This window comes from Algoriphagus sp. 4150, assembly GCF_031457395.1.
Lineage (GTDB): Bacteria > Bacteroidota > Bacteroidia > Cytophagales > Cyclobacteriaceae > Algoriphagus.
The window spans coordinates 1-16324 of sequence record NZ_JAVDWS010000021.1; the positions used below are offsets into that span (position 1 = coordinate 1).

The 16324-nt window shown below is 42.0% G+C and carries 10 protein-coding genes; 8 read left to right on the forward strand and 2 right to left on the reverse strand.

Going from position 1 to position 16324, the window contains the following annotated elements:
• Nucleotides 1-332: 332 nt before the first annotated feature.
• From J2X69_RS20285 to J2X69_RS20295, 3 genes are all read left to right on the forward strand, one after another.
• A complete protein-coding gene (locus tag J2X69_RS20285; protein ID WP_310107472.1) occupies nt 333-1463 on the forward strand; it encodes an acyloxyacyl hydrolase in 1131 nt (376 codons plus the stop codon).
• Between the two features lie 82 nt (nt 1464-1545).
• Nucleotides 1546-4029: a PIG-L family deacetylase gene (locus tag J2X69_RS20290; RefSeq protein WP_310107474.1), complete on the forward strand. Its 2484-nt coding sequence runs from the start codon at nt 1546-1548 to the stop codon at nt 4027-4029.
• 103 nt (nt 4030-4132) lie between these two features.
• The gene (locus J2X69_RS20295; protein WP_310107476.1) at nt 4133-5854 is read left to right on the forward strand and encodes a sodium:solute symporter; all 1722 of its coding nucleotides are present in this window, start codon (nt 4133-4135) and stop codon (nt 5852-5854) included.
• 257 nt (nt 5855-6111) lie between these two features.
• On the opposite strand, the gene J2X69_RS20300 is transcribed toward J2X69_RS20295, so the two are convergent.
• Complete coding sequence (locus tag J2X69_RS20300) at nt 6112-6957, reverse strand: DUF2911 domain-containing protein (RefSeq protein ID WP_310107478.1); 846 nt, start codon at nt 6955-6957, stop codon at nt 6112-6114.
• Nucleotides 6958-7143: 186 nt separating this feature from the next.
• Between J2X69_RS20300 and J2X69_RS20305 the strand changes: the two genes are divergently transcribed.
• Both J2X69_RS20305 and J2X69_RS20310 read left to right on the forward strand, forming a co-directional pair.
• Nucleotides 7144-8064 (forward strand): glyoxylate/hydroxypyruvate reductase A, encoded by a 921-nt coding sequence (locus tag J2X69_RS20305; RefSeq protein ID WP_310107480.1) that lies wholly within the window; start codon nt 7144-7146, stop codon nt 8062-8064.
• 7 nt (nt 8065-8071) lie between these two features.
• The gene (locus tag J2X69_RS20310) at nt 8072-8914 is read left to right on the forward strand and encodes a universal stress protein (protein WP_310107482.1); all 843 of its coding nucleotides are present in this window, start codon (nt 8072-8074) and stop codon (nt 8912-8914) included.
• A gap of 324 nt (nt 8915-9238) precedes the next feature.
• On the opposite strand, the gene J2X69_RS20315 is transcribed toward J2X69_RS20310, so the two are convergent.
• Nucleotides 9239-9964, reverse strand: a complete 726-nt coding sequence (locus J2X69_RS20315; protein ID WP_310107484.1) for a tetratricopeptide repeat protein — start codon at nt 9962-9964, stop codon at nt 9239-9241.
• A gap of 275 nt (nt 9965-10239) precedes the next feature.
• On the opposite strand from J2X69_RS20315, the gene holA reads away from it, so the two are divergent.
• From holA to J2X69_RS20330, 3 genes are all read left to right on the forward strand, one after another.
• Nucleotides 10240-11268 (forward strand): DNA polymerase III subunit delta, encoded by a 1029-nt coding sequence (holA, locus tag J2X69_RS20320; RefSeq protein ID WP_310107486.1) that lies wholly within the window; start codon nt 10240-10242, stop codon nt 11266-11268.
• Between the two features lie 286 nt (nt 11269-11554).
• Nucleotides 11555-14542 (forward strand): tetratricopeptide repeat protein, encoded by a 2988-nt coding sequence (locus J2X69_RS20325; protein WP_310107488.1) that lies wholly within the window; start codon nt 11555-11557, stop codon nt 14540-14542.
• A gap of 3 nt (nt 14543-14545) precedes the next feature.
• A complete protein-coding gene (locus J2X69_RS20330; RefSeq protein WP_310107490.1) occupies nt 14546-16273 on the forward strand; it encodes a TonB-dependent receptor in 1728 nt (575 codons plus the stop codon).
• Nucleotides 16274-16324: the final 51 nt, after the last annotated feature.

Below are 16324 nucleotides of genomic sequence, written 5' to 3' on the forward strand. Positions count from 1 at the left end.
AAAAATCAATCCGTACAACAACGGGTGACATCCTCAGCCAATTCAGGGCAATAAACTGGGCCCACACTTCAAAAATCAATTTCTCCGACTTCGTACACATCCAGAAAAAAATGCAAACACTCAAAAAATCAGATAATCCAGTCCTGTCCGCATTGTTTCATGCTAGAAATTAGCCAAACTTGAGTAAGCCTCTGAATCATATTCAGAGGCTTTTTTTTTACCAATTTTCCCTAGATTGAAAGACTGTCAGGTAGATGTGTTGAGTTTGAAAAAAACTATAGGCTTGTTTTTGCAATAGTTTTATCTTTGCATCCGAAAAACCCACAGGAGCGATGCGATTGCAGACAGTACCGATTATTGCGTGTATTTTTTTTGGACTAAGCTTCAACCAAGCCAAGGCACAATCAAAAAAATTCGTTGAGATTTCTTACGATCAGGGACCTATTATAGGCAACAATAAGGACTGGGCTGATGAGCTTATAGACAAAATAAATTACTCCGCCTTTGATGTGAGATTTGGTTGGAGGAGCAGTAATAATACTTATTACAATTACCTAAACAGGTACCCTAGCTATGGATTAGGGATTACCTCTACGGTAAATTATAGTCCCGAGATTGGCAGGCCAATGGGGATTTATGGATTTGGGGAGTTTCCTTTTGGCAAGAATAATATTTATCGCAAACTCAACTTCAGCTATTTCACCCAAATTGGTCTGGGATTTAATATGAATCCGTTTGACACTGAATCCAATCCTCTCAATGGATTTGTGGGTACTGCTGTCAATGTGCATGTTCATTTTGGCTTTAAGGCTAACTATGAATTATCCCCGGCTTTTGGAATCTTCGGTTCAGTCGGCACAAAGCATTATTCAAATGGCTCTATAAAAAAGCCTAATGCAGGGATCAATTTTGTGCCCATAGCAATCGGGCTTCGAATGAATATTGACCAGGAAAAATTCAATCCCGGTGCCAGACCGGATTTCCCGCCATTAGACAGAAGAGGATTTTGGAATATTGCTGCCTATACAGGATTGAAAAGCTACGAAATAGATGAACAAGCTTACTTCAGGGGAGGTTTGGGAGTGAATTATCTGTGGGAACTTTCTTATAAATATAGAGGTGGTATAGGAATAGATTGGTTTTATGGTGCAGGGGCAAGAGATAGATATCCCGGCGAAAATGTTAATTTTTCTGATGTGAATTCCTTCGCTGTGGTGGGCTCTTGGGAATGGAAACTGACAGAGAATCTGTATATGCCCATTGGCATCGGAGTTTACCTGAGTAAAGCACATTACAATCAGGAAACCACAGGTTTCTATGAAAGAATAGGTGTTCGCTATCGAATGAAAAACGACGTGTTTGCAGGAGTGCAGATCAAAGCACATAAGGCAAAGGCAGACTTTTTTGAGTTTACTTTAGGATACACCATCCCGGGAAAAGTGAGAAAAACCGTTCATCATTAAAGCGGCCTGCTTCCTTTAATCAAAAAATGTTTTTATTTCCATCCGGGTTGTCCTAGCTTGTAGGTATAAATTTCGCCCATTTATGACCAAGCCTATTTTCCTTAGCTGTTTAGCAATTGTTTGCCTTTTGCTGAATAGTTTGATATGCCCTGCACAGTCCCTCCCTTCTTCGGAGATTTATCACAAGCTACTTCAACTCAAAGAAACCAAAAGGGTACTCTATGTGGCTGCCCATCCGGATGACGAGAATACCCAGCTTATTTCTGCCCTGAGAAATGGAGAGCATGTAGAGGTAGCCTATTTGAGTTTGACGCGGGGAGATGGAGGCCAAAATCTACTGGGAAAAGAACTCGGGATAGAACTCGGACAGATTAGAACTCAGGAACTGATTCGGGCACGCGAAACCGACGGTGGAATACAGTTTTTTACCAGGGCAATGGATTTTGGTTATTCCAAGAATCCCGATGAAACCCTCCAAAACTGGGACAAAGAAAAGGTGTTGTCAGATGTGGTATGGGTAGTGAGGAAATTCAAACCTGACATTATCATTTCCCGGTTCAATACTGTGCCCGGAGGAGGTAATCATGGGCATCACACCACATCGGCAATTTTGGCAGAGGAAGCATTTGACCTAGCGCCCGACCCAAAAGCATTTCCTGAGCAGTTAAAGTATGTGGATACTTGGCAGACTAGAAGGATCTTTTGGAACTCATATAATTTTGGAGGGGAATTCAAGCCTATAGAGACTGAGAAATATGCGGTTTTTCAAGTAGGTGAGTTCAACAGTCTGCTCGGTAAAACTTACAGTGAAATTGCAGCGAATAGTCGTACCATGCACAAATCACAGGGTTTTGGTGCTACTCCAAGAATCGGCGCTTCCGAAGATCATCTTCAATTCATCAGAGGAGAATCCTTTGAAACCTCAGCGTTCGAGGGGATTCCGGATCGCTGGGAAGCAATTCCCGGAGGAAAAGAAATTAAAAGCAAAATTGAAGATGCTATCTTAACTTTTGATTTTAAAAAGCCGAGTTCCAATCTGAAAAATTTAATGCAGATAAGCCAAATGCTTTGGGTTGCCAATTCACATGTGACAGGAGGAGACAATTCTCAAGCGGCTTGGATTGTAGAAAAAACGCAAAAATTGGATGAGCTGATTTTTGAAGTCATGGGACTAAAAGTTGAGCTTGTCACGGATCAAGAGTTGGGATTTGGCGGTGAAGAAATCACGGCGAACCTTGTGGTAAACAATCCTTCAGATGTCCCACTTTCAGATGTGTCACTTGAGCTGTATGGTAATTCATATTCTGCTGAGAAAAAAGTTACAGTAAACAATGACCCTATTGAGGTTCCTGTTGCATTTCAGCTATCCGAAAACACTCCGTTGTCACAGCCTTATTGGCTGGAAAACCCAGTAATGGATGCGATCTACGATGTAAAAGACCAGCGTATGATCGGTAAGCCATTCAATGAGATGAAAGTAGGAGGTGAGCTGACTTTTAAAATCGACGGGCAAGACTTCTCAGTTGCAGTTCCGTTGGAATACAAGTATAATGATCAGGTAGATGGAGAGGTGAAGCAGCCGTTTACAGTTGTTCCTGAGGTTGACCTAAATGTGTCAGATCATAATGTGTTTATTGTTCCCGAGGTAAATCCTGTCGTAACCGTCACGGTCAATTTCGGCAGGGAGCTGAAAGAGGGGGAATTGTCTTTTGAGAATCTTCAGGATTCTGAGTTTGAAATATTGGGAGTAGAAGATAATCTGAGTCAGAGGAAGAGAGTTTACCGAGTTTCGTTCAACTTGAATAAAAACGAAAAAAGAGAAGTAATCGCCCGGTTTACTACTGCTGATAAAAAAGTCTTTGATCAGGTTACGCATCGGATTTCTTATAAGCATATTCCGAATCTTACCTATTTTTCTCCTGCTGCTATTAATTTGATTCAAGAAGACTGGGTAGTTTCCAAAGCCAGAATCGGATACATCATGGGAGCTGGAGATGATGTGCCGGCGGTACTTTCTTCTCTAGGTTATCAAGTCTCTGAGATTACTGATTATTCGCTGACAAACCTCTCACAGTACAAGAGCATCGTAGTAGGAATCAGAGCTTACAATACCAATTCAGCGCTTGCTGCCAACGAACATAACCTAATGACGTATGTAGAAAACGGAGGCACTGTAGTAGTGCAGTATAATGTGAGCAGACCCCTTTTGATTAAAAATTTCGGACCTTATCCATTTGCGATCAGCAGAGACCGGGTCACTGTAGAAGATTCTCCATTTGAGGCTGATTGGAATCATCCTGTTTTGGCCGGTCCAAATAAGATTACAGAAGAGGATTTTGATAATTGGGTTCAAGAAAGAGGGCTTTACTTTCAGGAGGATATAGCCCCTGAATATTCTACTCCACTTTCTTTCCAAGACCCGGGCGAGGAGCCTCTGAAAGGATCCTTGATTTATACCACCTACGGTAAAGGCACCTATATTTATACAGGAATCTCGTTTTTTAGAGAACTGCCTGCAGGAGTACCCGGAGCTACTAAATTATTTATCAATCTTATCGAGCAGTAATTTTGGAGGAAAAACCTATACGCTGGAAGTATCTATATGCAGGATTGATAGCATGTCTTTTTGTACTTATGACCTTGTTCTATTGGCTTAAAGTAGCCTACGCATGAGTACATTGGATTGGATAGTTCTTTTTGGGACTTTAGCGCTTATAACTACATACGGAATTTATAAAACCTACGGTGCCAAAAGTCTGGATTCTTATCTGAGAGGTAAAAACTCCATGAATTGGTGGTCGATTGGTTTATCCATAATGGCCACTCAGGCTTCGGCTATTACATTTCTGAGTACGCCGGGACAGGCATACGAAGACGGAATGAGGTTCATTCAGTTTTACTTTGGGTTACCGCTGGCGATGATTATTATTTCGGTGGTTTTCATTCCTATTTATTACCGACTGAAGGTTTACACGGCGTACGAGTTTCTGGAAAACCGCTTTGATCTGAAAACAAGGACACTTGCCGCTCTGCTTTTTATCCTACAGAGAGGTTTGGCAGCGGGAATTACCATCTACGCGCCGGCTATTATTCTGTCCACCTTACTCGGTTGGAATCTGACGGCTACAAATATCCTAATCGGCTCGGTGGTTATCCTGTATACCGTTTCGGGTGGTACGGAAGCTGTTTCTATTACCCAAAAGCAGCAAATGGCTGTAATGATGGGAGGGATGATTCTGGCTGGCATCATTGTGATACAGATGCTTCCTATTTCCTTTCAGGAAGCACTTCATGTAGCGGGAAAGATGGACAAGCTGAATATGATCAACCTGGAATTTGATATCTCGGATCGTTACAATGTCTGGTCGGGAATGACCGCTGCGGTTTTTCTTTTCCTATCGTATTTTGGTACAGATCAGAGCCAGGTGCAGCGCTATCTATCGGGTCAGACACTTTCCCAGAGTAGGATGGGACTGATCATGAATGGGTTCCTGAAAATCCCCATGCAATTCATTATTCTCTTTATTGGCGTGATGGTATTTGTGTTTTACCAGTTCTTTTTACCTCCCATCGTTTTCAACACCGTTCAAACAGACAAGCTTCGTCAAAGTGACTATGCCGGAGAGTTAGAAGGCTTGGAGGCTGAATACGCTGAGAATTTTGAAGAGAGTAAGTTGTCCTATCTGGATATGCTGAATGCTATAGATATGGATGATAAAAGCAGAGAAACTGAAATTCGGGAGAAGTTAACCGGCTTAAAATCCAAGCAGAATGCGATTCGGGATGAGGTGAAGGAGTTAATAGTGACCAATGATCCTATGGCAGAGACTAGAGATACAGACTACGTATTTATGCGCTTTGTGATGGATAATTTACCAAAGGGGATTATAGGGTTGCTTTTCGCAGTAATCTTCTCTGCCGCCATGTCATCTACTGCATCCGAGTTGAATGCACTGGGATCTACCAGCACTGTGGATTTGTATAAGCGATCTATTAAAAAGAATGGCAGTGACAAGCATTACCTTAAGTCATCTAAACTGTTTACCGCTTTTTGGGGTATAGGAGCCATACTATTTGCTACGTATGCATCCTTGTTCGAAAACTTGATTCAAGCCGTCAATCTGCTTGGCTCCTTATTTTACGGGACGATTCTCGGGATATTTTTGGTTGCCTTTTTTATGAAGTGGGTGAAAGGGCAAGCAGTATTTATTGCAGCTCTGCTTTCCCAGGCACTGGTTTTATTTGTTCATTTCAGCAATGGAGACGTAGGAGACGGTAACCTTTGGGATATAGGTTTCTTGTGGTATAATCCTATAGGCTGTGTGGCAGTAATGCTGTTTGCGGCTTTGATTCAGCTAGTGTTGCCATCTGGGAATACTGGACAGGATTAAGAAAAACCACCATAGATTATATCTTCCCACCCGAGGGGGAGACTGATACAGGCGGGGATGAAAGTGTATTTGGAGAAGAAGACTTCGACTTTGCCTGAGTATCATTTCTTAATTGTGGCCTCCTCAAAATAAAAAAAAACTCAGCGCCTACCGTGGTTTAAAAAAGACTTTCATAAAAAAGAGGCTGCCCAAAAAAAATTGGAGACAGCCTCTTCTGATGAATTTTCCTAGGTATTCGACTACCGGGCCAAATGAATTTACTTCAAGGATTTTATCAATCGTTCGTTTAATCCTACATAATCTTGATTTCCTGCTTCATCAGCCAAATTCATAGCTTTTTCGGCCGTCTCTACCGCATCGTTTTTTTTGCCTAAAGCAGCTTCAATTTTAGCTTTCATGTGCATGGTCCAATATTTTGGATCGTCTTCCACACATTCATTGATCCAGTTGTATGCCTGATTGATGTCTTTGCTATTGGTATAATAGTAGCTGGCCGCTGAGTATAGCAGGCTTGGGTCTTTCGTATGGCTGTCGATTACATATTCTTTGATCTGAGACATTACGAGAGGATCTACTTCAGTTTCTATTCTGAAATCCACACGGGTTTTTTCCCATTCCAAGGATAGATCAGATCCGGTATCAGTCATGTTGGCAAAGCTGATTTCGAAGGTTTCGTTTTTCTTTTTCAGTTTTGTAGGCTTTGCTTTGAAGCGAAGTACATCGTCACTTTGGTCATATCCTATGGCTCCCCATAGTTTGATGTTTTTGGAGAGAATCATCGTCCACTCGGATTTGCCCGGAATAGAGTAAAGTGCATATTGACCGGCCGGAATAGTCTTTCCGTCTATCAGCACATCCGAAGAAAAGGAAAGTGTAGTGGCGCCGTTTGCACCCGTTCTCCAAACCTGTCCATAAGGAACCAGTTCTCCAAAGATTTTACGGTCTTTTGTGCTTGGTCTACTGTAATCCACCGTGATATCTGTCAACCCCACTTTCTGGGCAATCTTTGCTGATGGTGATGCTTGAGGCATTTGGATTTGCTGCGCAAAGGAAATTAAGCTACACAGCAAAAAGGCTAAAGTGAATGCAATCTTTTGTTTCATTGGAATAGAAGTTATAATTTGGTTTAAAGTTTCTTAAGCGTAAAACCTGAAAGTATGTTTGGAAAAGCCATGCAATTTGATACTTTTTAATGGAATATTACAACGTGTAATGCCCAATTTTTTACATGAACTAGAATGTTTATTGTGATTTTTCATCCTCAACTTATGACATCCGTATAGAACATTATGAGTTTAGCTATTATAAGTCCCGGCAAGGATCCGGACGTTTGGATTAAAGAATTTAAAGCTCTTGCACCCGAGTTGGCAATTGAGATCTACCCTGATATCGCAGAACCCGAAAAAGTGAAATATGTTTTTCTGTGGCAGCATCCGGAAGGAATACTCTCAGATTTTCCAAATTTGAAGTTGATCAGTTCCATGGGAGCCGGTGTAGACCATATTCTCCGAGATAAGTCTATCCCTTCATCCATGCCGATTGTACGTATAGTGGATGAAAAGCTCACTTTTTCCATGACCAACTATGTGATAATGGCTGTATTGAATTTCCACAGACAGACGGCTCGCTATCAAGTAAACCAAGCAAGGAAAGTTTGGGATATGAGTAATCCGGAACTGGATGTGACCGTGGGGGTGATGGGAGTGGGGGCATTGGGAAAAGACGTGATGGACAAGCTCAATTATATGGGTTTTCCCGTGGTCGGATTTGGTTTTTCAGAGAAACATGACTTTGAGTACCCGTATTATTCAAAGGATGGGTTGGATGAGTTTTTAAAGAAAGTAAATGTTTTGGTGTGCTTGCTGCCGCTTACGCCCGACACCGAGAATATTTTGAATAGTGAACTCTTTGAAAAATGCAGTCCAAATACTTACCTCATTAATGTAGCAAGAGGTAAACATTTAGTGGAAGATGATTTGATAAAAGCTTTGGAAAGCGGACAGTTGGCCGGTGCCATGCTGGATGTGTATAGAGAGGAGCCTTTACCTGAGAACCATCCTTTCTGGGGAAATGATAAAATAACGATGACTCCGCACATAGCTAGTGTGACAAATCCTCAAGCAGCTGCACCCCAAGTGATAGAAAACATCAAGCGAATCGAAGAAAGCAGAGAACTTATTAATATTGTCAATCGAACAAGGGGTTACTAAATTACCTATGGATCAAGCTTTTAAAATATTGTGCCCAACGGATTTTTCTGAATGCTCGCTGAATGCCATCGAGTATGCGACCAGATTGGGAGAAAAATACAAGGCTGATTTGATTCTTTTCCATGTGCTAAATAGAGAGGATTATAAGAAATTGTCTCCCTCGGATGTGTCCGGAAAGCACCAGAATGAGTTTGTAAATGAAAAACTTAACAATCTGCAAAGTGCCGTCATCAAGGAGGGCATACAGAATGGGTTGAAAAGTTGTAGGTCAGTAGTAAAAGAAGGTAGTATTGTCAAAGAAACCCTAGATTTTGCCAAAGAAATAAATGCAGGTTTGATAGTGGTGGGAACTGAGGGAGTAAATGATTTCAGAGAAAACATCATAGGCTCCCGTGCCAGTAGAATTGTGGAGCAATCAGATCGTGACATCCTCGTTGTTCCCCGGAAAGTTTATTTCAAGGCTCCACGTAAGCTTGTATATGCAAGTGATTACATGGAGGAGGATAAGCTTGCAATTCAAAAAATCGTAGAGTTAGCCAGATTTTTCGATTCAGAAATTGATTTGGTACATGTTACTACCAGTCATAAAGCCCTCGATAAATCACTGCACATAACTATGGTGGAAGAGATTCGGCCTTTCATTAAGTATGACAAAGTCAATTACGTCTTGAAAACCTTTCGCGATGATGTCGCTTTGGGATTAGAAAACTACCTACAGACTGCCAAAGGTGATATGCTGGTAACCCTCAGTGAAAAGAAGTCATTCTTTGATCAGATTTTTTCGAAAAGCCTTTCAAAAAAAATGGCTTATTTTATCAACAAGCCGCTATGGGTGATTAAGTCTTTTTAAAGGGTAGTTTTTTTTTAACCGCAAAGTTCTCGGAGTTTTCGCGGATATACAATTTGGTTCAAAGATATGAGTCTTCTGACTTGGTCATAGTGTCGTGTCAAGCCTAAACCAACGGGTAATCCGGGGTGTCTTTTGGCCTACCTCTGCGTTGCAAAAAGCCTCAAATAGCTACGGCTATGCTCGTTTTTTGTGCCTTGATCTAGTCCAAAATACCCTACCGCCTTACCCGTCATTTAAGCATTGACATGACACTAGTATAATGCAGGATTCAGACTGCCCAAGACCAAAAAATATTGTTTAAACTTTGATTTCTTAAGTTTTTACTCACTCTTTTTTTCTGCCAAACACCCCTTTTAAATAATCAGCAAATTCTTTACGTGTCTTTGCATTTGTGAACATAGAACCCAACGTATTTAAGAAATGGTTAAATGACATTTCGTTCTTTTGAACTGGGACTGCAGGTTTTTCAATTGATTTTGGACCAACTTTAGGCAAGTCAGAACCTTCTTCAGATGGCTTTGGACTTGGTGTAGATGTTTCTTTTGGCTTATAGCCCACTAGATCATCAGCCTTCTCGAAACTTTTCTTTGACTTTTCCTTGTAACCCAGTTTCTCCTCTACGAGGCCCATATTATTGTGAGAAACTGCATCTTCAGGATCCAACTCAATGGCTTTCCCGTAATCTTCAATTGCTCCCTTAAGGTCTCCGATTCGATCTTTTAAATATGCCCGGCTGCTGTAGCGATAAGGGTTTTTCGGGTCCAGATTTGCTGCCCGGTCAAGTTCAGTGAGCGCTTCTTCATTTCTCTTGAGTAGGTGCAATACCACTGCTCTATCGGAGATGAAGTCTGTGTTGTATGGTTCCAGCGATGTAATCAGGTCAAACTCTACCAGCGCTTCCCCGGTTCTTCCAAGTCTTGAAAGTATCCTGCCACGATTAAGGTGCAGCTGTGTATGATTGGGAGTAGCTTTTACCAATTCATCAAAAATGGCCAAAGCCTCCTCAAATTTCCCTGATTTATATAATTCAATTCCTTTTTCGAAGCTCATAATCTAATTTTTTTAACCACAGAGAACACAAAGGTCACGCAAAGGGACGCTGTGTATATTTTAATTTTTCTTAAGGCTAGTTAAAGTCTTCAGACCTGCCTGACGGGAGGCAGGCTTGGACTTATCATAATGCAGTCTCCTGACTGCTCTATAAAAGCTGTTACTCTTACAAAGACAAAGTTAAGCCCTGAATAGTTTAACAAAGAATCTTTCAGCGGTTTTTGCAGGCAAATGAATAGGCCTGTTATCTTTAAGGTCTGAGATTACATAGAATTATGCCCCAACAACCACAAGCCGTACTTAAAGATCTGAAAGCGAAAAAGTTTGCTCCTATTTACTTTTTGGATGGGGAGGAGCCTTTCTTTATTGATCAAATTACCGACTTCATAGAGAAAAATGCAATTGCCGAACATGAACGCGGATTTAATCAAGTGGTGCTTTATGGGAAGGATTCAAATGTCGGTGTGATCCTCAATAATGCAAGAAAATTTCCGATGATGGCAGACCGACAGGTAGTGATCATCAAGGAAGCCCAAAGTCTTGCGGACCTTGGGAAAGAAGACATGCAAAAGCTTCTCATCAGCTACGTGCAAAATCCACTTCCAAGTACCATTTTGGTTTTCGCCCATAAGTACAAAAAGCTGGACGGAAGAAGCGCCCTTTACAAAGAGTTGGATAAGAAAACGGTCTATGTGCGCTCGGAGAAGGTCAAAGATTACAAGCTGACGGACTGGATAGAAGGATTTATTAAGGAAACTGAGCACTCGATAGATTCGCGGGCAGCACAGCTTTTATCCGATTCTATAGGGAATAATCTGGAAGTACTGTCCAATGAAATAGGTAAGATGCTTATCAATTTCCGGGAACCGACGAAAATCACTTCTGAGCATATTTCCAAATACATAGGCATCAATAAGGATTACAATAATTTTGAGTTTCTCAAAGCAATTGGATTTAAAGACGTGGTGAAGGCGAATCAGATAATCCACTATTTCATCCAGAATCCCAAGGCAAACCCGGTGATTCCCATGTTTTCGTTGATGTTCAACTACTTTACGAGGATTGCTTTAATCCATCAGGCGAAAAAATCAGGAGCAAACGAGCAGCAGCTAGCCAGTCTTTTGGGACTGCCACCTTTTGTGGTCAAAGAATATATGGTAGCGTCCAGAAACTATAATTTGGGCAAGGTAATTGATGTATTCGGATACATCAAAGAGGCTGATCTTCGTTTCAAGGGAGTAGATTCCGGAAGTCTGAGCGATGCAGAAAACCTCCGCGAGCTTGTTTATAAGATTTTGCACTGATTACCTAAGCCACTTTATGAAATCGAGTATGTCGTTGGCGGACACTTTGTGTGATTAAAGACCCTGCGAGATTCCATATGGCCATTCAAAGTCAATTATAAACACATGAAATCGAGCATGACTCAAAAGTCACACGGAGGGATGATTATTCGCCTTGCGAGATTCCATCTAACCTCTTAAAACAAAATATAAACAATGAAATCGAGCATGTCGAAGACGATACGCAGAGGGATGATTATAAACCCGGCGAGATTCCATATGGCCTTTAAGAAAAAAATGTAATCATATGAAATATCACCTTGTGCTCCTGGCGAGCCTTGGACTTAGTTTGGAGGCGTATTCCCAGTCTACCCTCTATCAGACCAGTCCCCAACAGAAGCTAGATCACAATCTAGCCCTTTTTGACAAGCAGCTTTTTTCTGCAAGTATCTATGACAATACCAGGCTTTTGGAAAAGCCTGTAAACTCAGGACAGGCAAAGTCCGCCGAATTGAACAGAGCCATGGCTGCACTGCAGCTGGAAAGTCCTGACGGTGCAGGCTTGATGAAAAAATATATTTATGACTATGGAAATGATCCCTCTGTGACCACAGCGGGGTTGTATCTGGGAGATCATTTTTTCTTCAAGAGAAATTTTGCCGAGGCACTGGATAGCTACAAGCTGGTCAATACGGATAAGTTAACTTTGGAGAATCGCGCTGAAGTACTGTTCAAGCAGGGCTATTCTCATTTTCAGCTGAAGCAATACGAGCTGGCAGCTCCCTATTTCGATGCCGGGAAGGCACTTAATCAACAGGCGAGTTTTGATTCCTATTACTATAGTGGCTTTATAGCCATGGAGGGTGGCAATACTACAAAAGCCATTTCGGATCTTCAGACTGCTTCGCAATCTCCCTACTACGCCGATAAGGTTCCCTATCTATTGGCGGCGCTTTATTACAGGCAGGGAAATTATGATCAATTGATCAGTTATGCAGAGCCGAAGTTGACTAGCGGCCAAAATTTGGAGAGAAAAGAGACGATCTATCTGTACTTGGCAGAGGCTTATTATGCCAAAAAGAACTTTCCAAAAGCTGCTGAAAACTACGATGCCTTCATTAATTCACGTAAAGGTGAGTTGGGAAGAGAGGAAATTTATAAAGCAGGGATATCCCAGTTTGAAATCAAAAACTATCAGCGGGCTACCGATTACCTGAAAGTCTCTGCATCAGCTACTGATGAAATAGGACAGGCTTCAAGTTATTATTTGGCGCATGCCTATATGAAATTGGAGAATTATCAGTTTGCTTCTACAAGCTTCCAGTCAGCAGCCAAGTCTGATTTCAACCCGGCGATCAAGGAAGAGTCTATTTTCAATTATGCTAAAGTGAATCTGCAGAAAGGAAGTTTCCAATCTGCAATCGCGGCTTTGGATGAATATGTGGATACCTATCCGTCGGGGAAATATAGGGCAGAAGCCGAGAGTTTGCTTTCTGAAGCACTCGTCAATACCAACGATTACCTGCGTGCCATTGAGCAGATGGACAAGATATCCAATAAGTCTCCCCGAATCCGGGAAGCTTATCAGAAAGTAGCTTTCTATCAGGCAATGGCCTATTACAGGGATCAAAAATGGAATCCGGCTTTGGCTTACATCGATAAATCACTGCAATTCCCTGTAGACAAAAGTTTGGTTTTAGACTCCTATTTTTGGAAAGGAGAGATCAATTCCGCTGCCAATAATTTGCCGCAGGCCATCAAAGCTTATGAGTCGGTGATTAGCAATCGTCCTTCAGGAGCGAATGGTACCGTATCCAAAACCTACTATGGACTTGGCTATGCCTACTTCAACTCACAGCAATATTCGAAAGCAGGGGAGCAGTTCAGGAAATTCACCGAGAATAGACAGATTATTGCCAACAAGCAGCAATACGACGATGCGATTTTGAGGTTGGGAGATTGTTACTACGTACAGAAGAGATTTGGAGAAGCTGCTTCCACTTTCCAGCGGGCAATCAGCGAAGGGAACACGGGAGCGGATTATGCTTACTATCGATTGGCTGTGGTACAGAATTTCCAGTCCAGAAACCAGGAGGCCTTGGGGCAATTGGATGTGTTGATCTCCCGCTATCCGAGTAGCTTGTATCTGGAAGATGCGCTATTTCAGCGTGGACAGATCTATATGGAAGAATCCAGCTATCAAGCTGCTTCCGTTTCTTTCACGGATTTGCTGAGTAGCAAACCGAATAGCCCATTTGTTCCTTATGCCCTGGAAGGTAGAGCTGTCGCAAATTTCTCTCTTCAGAATTATGACCAGACAGTGAAGGATTATAGCACAATCCTAAATAATCACCCAAATTCAGACAATTCTGAGACTGCGCTAAAAGGTCTGCAGGAGACGCTTGCTCTTCAAGGAAGATCAGGTGAGTTTTCTGATTATCTCTCGAAATATAAGGGCTCAAATCCAAGCAGTGGATCTGTTCAGTCCTTAGAATTCGAAGCGGCAAAAGGCACTTATTTTGATAAAAACTATTCCCAAGCAATACGAAGTTTTGAAAGTTATCTGAAAAATTATCCTCAATCAGCCCAGCGGGCAGAGGTATTATACTTCTTGGGAGACAGTTATATGCAGCTTGGTGATACTGATAAGGCATTGGCGCAGTTCAAAACGCTGGAAAGCGAACCTGCTTCTCCTCAGCGAATCCGTGCCATGCAGAAAATAGGCATGATAGAATTGGAAAGAAAGAACTTTGCCCAGGCGATTCCATACTTGGAGACATCAGTTCAAAATGCACGCAGCAAACCTGAGGAAGCTGAGGCTGTGCAGGGATTGATGATCGCAAATTTTGAAACCAAAAAATATCAGCAGGCAATCACGCAGGCTGAGCGTCTATCTACCCTGGACGGAGTGATCCCTGAATCATCTCCCAAGGCTTTACTTATTAAGGCAAAATCTCAACGGGAATTGGACCAGAAACCGCAGTCTGAATTGACATTGACAGCATTGGTAAACGACTACAAGACTGAGCAGGGAGCTGAAGGGCTTTATTTGTTGGCATTTGCCTTACAGGATAAGGGAGAGGTGACACAGTCAAACGAGATAATATTTGATCAGTCGGGTCCATTTGTCAATTATGACTACTGGTATGGGAGGATCTTCTTACTCTTGGCTGATAATTATGTGAAGAGCGGGGAGGAGTTCCAGGCGAAAGCGACCCTGGAATCTATAGTAGGAAATTCTACAAATGCTGAAATCAAAGAAATGGCTCAATCCAAACTTCAAACGCTTAATTAAACCATGAAAAAGCTAGCGAAAACTATCCTTTTGACAGGGATTATCGGTTTGACATCCGGATGGGCTCTGGCGCAGACTCAGCAGAGAGGGGCGGTTACTGATCAGGAATTTGTGATCAGAAAAGACCGAGTGCTCACTGTACCTGTACAGCCAAGAATGTACGAGAAATTGCCTGTATTGCCTAAACCTACAGGTTTGAGTGAATATAATTACCTGGTGACCGGTTATCCTTTGAATCTGAAGCCTTTGGATTTGAAAGCTGAGCCTTCACAGAAAGTCTATGTGCCCCAGCGACTTGATCTGTATCCGGGATACATCCGGGCAGGCTATGGCAACTTTGCCTCTCCGCTGTTGGAAGCCAGATACATGGGTACAGACATTGCCGATTTCAATTATTCATTGCAGCTCAATCATCAGAGTTTTGGAAAAGGACCGGTACTGGGAAAAGAATCCAAAGAATCCCATACTAATCTAGGGTTTGACGGAAGTTACTTTACAGATTTCTTCGAGGCCTTTGGTGGGCTCAGTTGGAATCAGGACAGTTATCAGTTCTATGGTCTGGATCCCAGTCAACTTACGGATGAAAATGGTCGGTTTGCAGGGTTTGACGGAAATGTGCTTCAAGCCGTAGAGGTGAAAGCAGGTATTAGGGAGCTTGAAAAAGTAGGTCCTTTTTCTTACGAAGGCCAATTGAGTTTTAGAAACTTCACTGATAGCTACATGGTCAAAGAGAACCAGATCGGTGTAGAAGCAAGCGGAACGTTCAGACCTACGGATGACTGGGCAGGGAGGGTAGGTTTGTCTTATTTCTCCACCAATCCTGAAGATGTAAATTATTCGTTGAAGAGGACGTACTTTGCTATCCGCCCTACGATTTCATACAAGTACGAGGCGTTTAATTTCACGGCAGGAGTAAACCTTGTTTCCGAGAATGATTCATTGGAGAATAAATCAAGTGATTTTCATGTGTTTCCTGTGCTGAAAGCTAATTACCAATTCGCTGAAGAGTTTGGCTTTTTCGCTGAATTATCCGGAGATGTACAGCGGAATACATACTACAGCTTTGTGAATGAAAATCCATTTTTGGGACCAAGTAAGCAATTGCTCAACACGGTTCAGAATTACAAAATCGAAGCAGGTATTGAGGGGCAGTTTCAGGAAGCATTCAGCTATCGCGCTACTGCCAATGTGAGCCGCTACAATCAGATGCATTTCTTTGTAAATAATTACACAAACAACCTGGTGACAACCGATTCTGCAAGGTTTAGTTTGGTATATGATGATAAAACTACGGTCTTTAATATCAATGCGGAATTGGGATACAAATTCTCTGATATTTATTCACTTAATAGTAGGTTGGACTTATATCAGTACGATCTGAGCACTCAGGCTGAAGCTTGGAATAGACCGATTTGGGAATTGAGAGTCAATAATCAGCTAACCCCGATCGAGCGATTGATTGTGCAGGCAAATTTGAATTTGATGGGTGGGATCAAAGCCCGTGGAGCTGACTTGAACGACATTCTTGGTCAAGAAACTTCTACTGGTCCATATGAGGTGGTTAAATTGAAAACGATTGCTGATTTGCAGTTGAAAGCGGATTATGGGATCACTGATAGAATCTCGATTTTTGCCGAAGGCAATAATATCCTGAACGGTAAGAACATGCGTTGGCTGAATTATCCCGTGAGGGGAATTCAGTTTATCGGAGGAGCATCCTTTAAATTCTAAGATGGTTGAAGCTTTGGGTTGGGGTTTAGACTCAATTCATTTAGTTTCGTA

What these genes read in the sequence shown, in the direction of transcription:
- J2X69_RS20285 (WP_310107472.1), top strand. Translation starts at nt 333, where the DNA reads ATGCGATTGCAGACAGTACCGATTATTGCGTGTATTTTTTTTGGACTA.
- J2X69_RS20290 (WP_310107474.1), top strand. Translation starts at nt 1,546, where the DNA reads ATGACCAAGCCTATTTTCCTTAGCTGTTTAGCAATTGTTTGCCTTTTG.
- J2X69_RS20295 (WP_310107476.1), top strand. Translation starts at nt 4,133, where the DNA reads ATGAGTACATTGGATTGGATAGTTCTTTTTGGGACTTTAGCGCTTATA.
- J2X69_RS20300 (WP_310107478.1), bottom strand. Translation starts at nt 6,957, where the DNA reads ATGAAACAAAAGATTGCATTCACTTTAGCCTTTTTGCTGTGTAGCTTA.
- J2X69_RS20305 (WP_310107480.1), top strand. Translation starts at nt 7,144, where the DNA reads ATGAGTTTAGCTATTATAAGTCCCGGCAAGGATCCGGACGTTTGGATT.
- J2X69_RS20310 (WP_310107482.1), top strand. Translation starts at nt 8,072, where the DNA reads ATGGATCAAGCTTTTAAAATATTGTGCCCAACGGATTTTTCTGAATGC.
- J2X69_RS20315 (WP_310107484.1), bottom strand. Translation starts at nt 9,964, where the DNA reads ATGAGCTTCGAAAAAGGAATTGAATTATATAAATCAGGGAAATTTGAG.
- holA (WP_310107486.1), top strand. Translation starts at nt 10,240, where the DNA reads ATGCCCCAACAACCACAAGCCGTACTTAAAGATCTGAAAGCGAAAAAG.
- J2X69_RS20325 (WP_310107488.1), top strand. Translation starts at nt 11,555, where the DNA reads ATGAAATATCACCTTGTGCTCCTGGCGAGCCTTGGACTTAGTTTGGAG.
- J2X69_RS20330 (WP_310107490.1), top strand. Translation starts at nt 14,546, where the DNA reads ATGAAAAAGCTAGCGAAAACTATCCTTTTGACAGGGATTATCGGTTTG.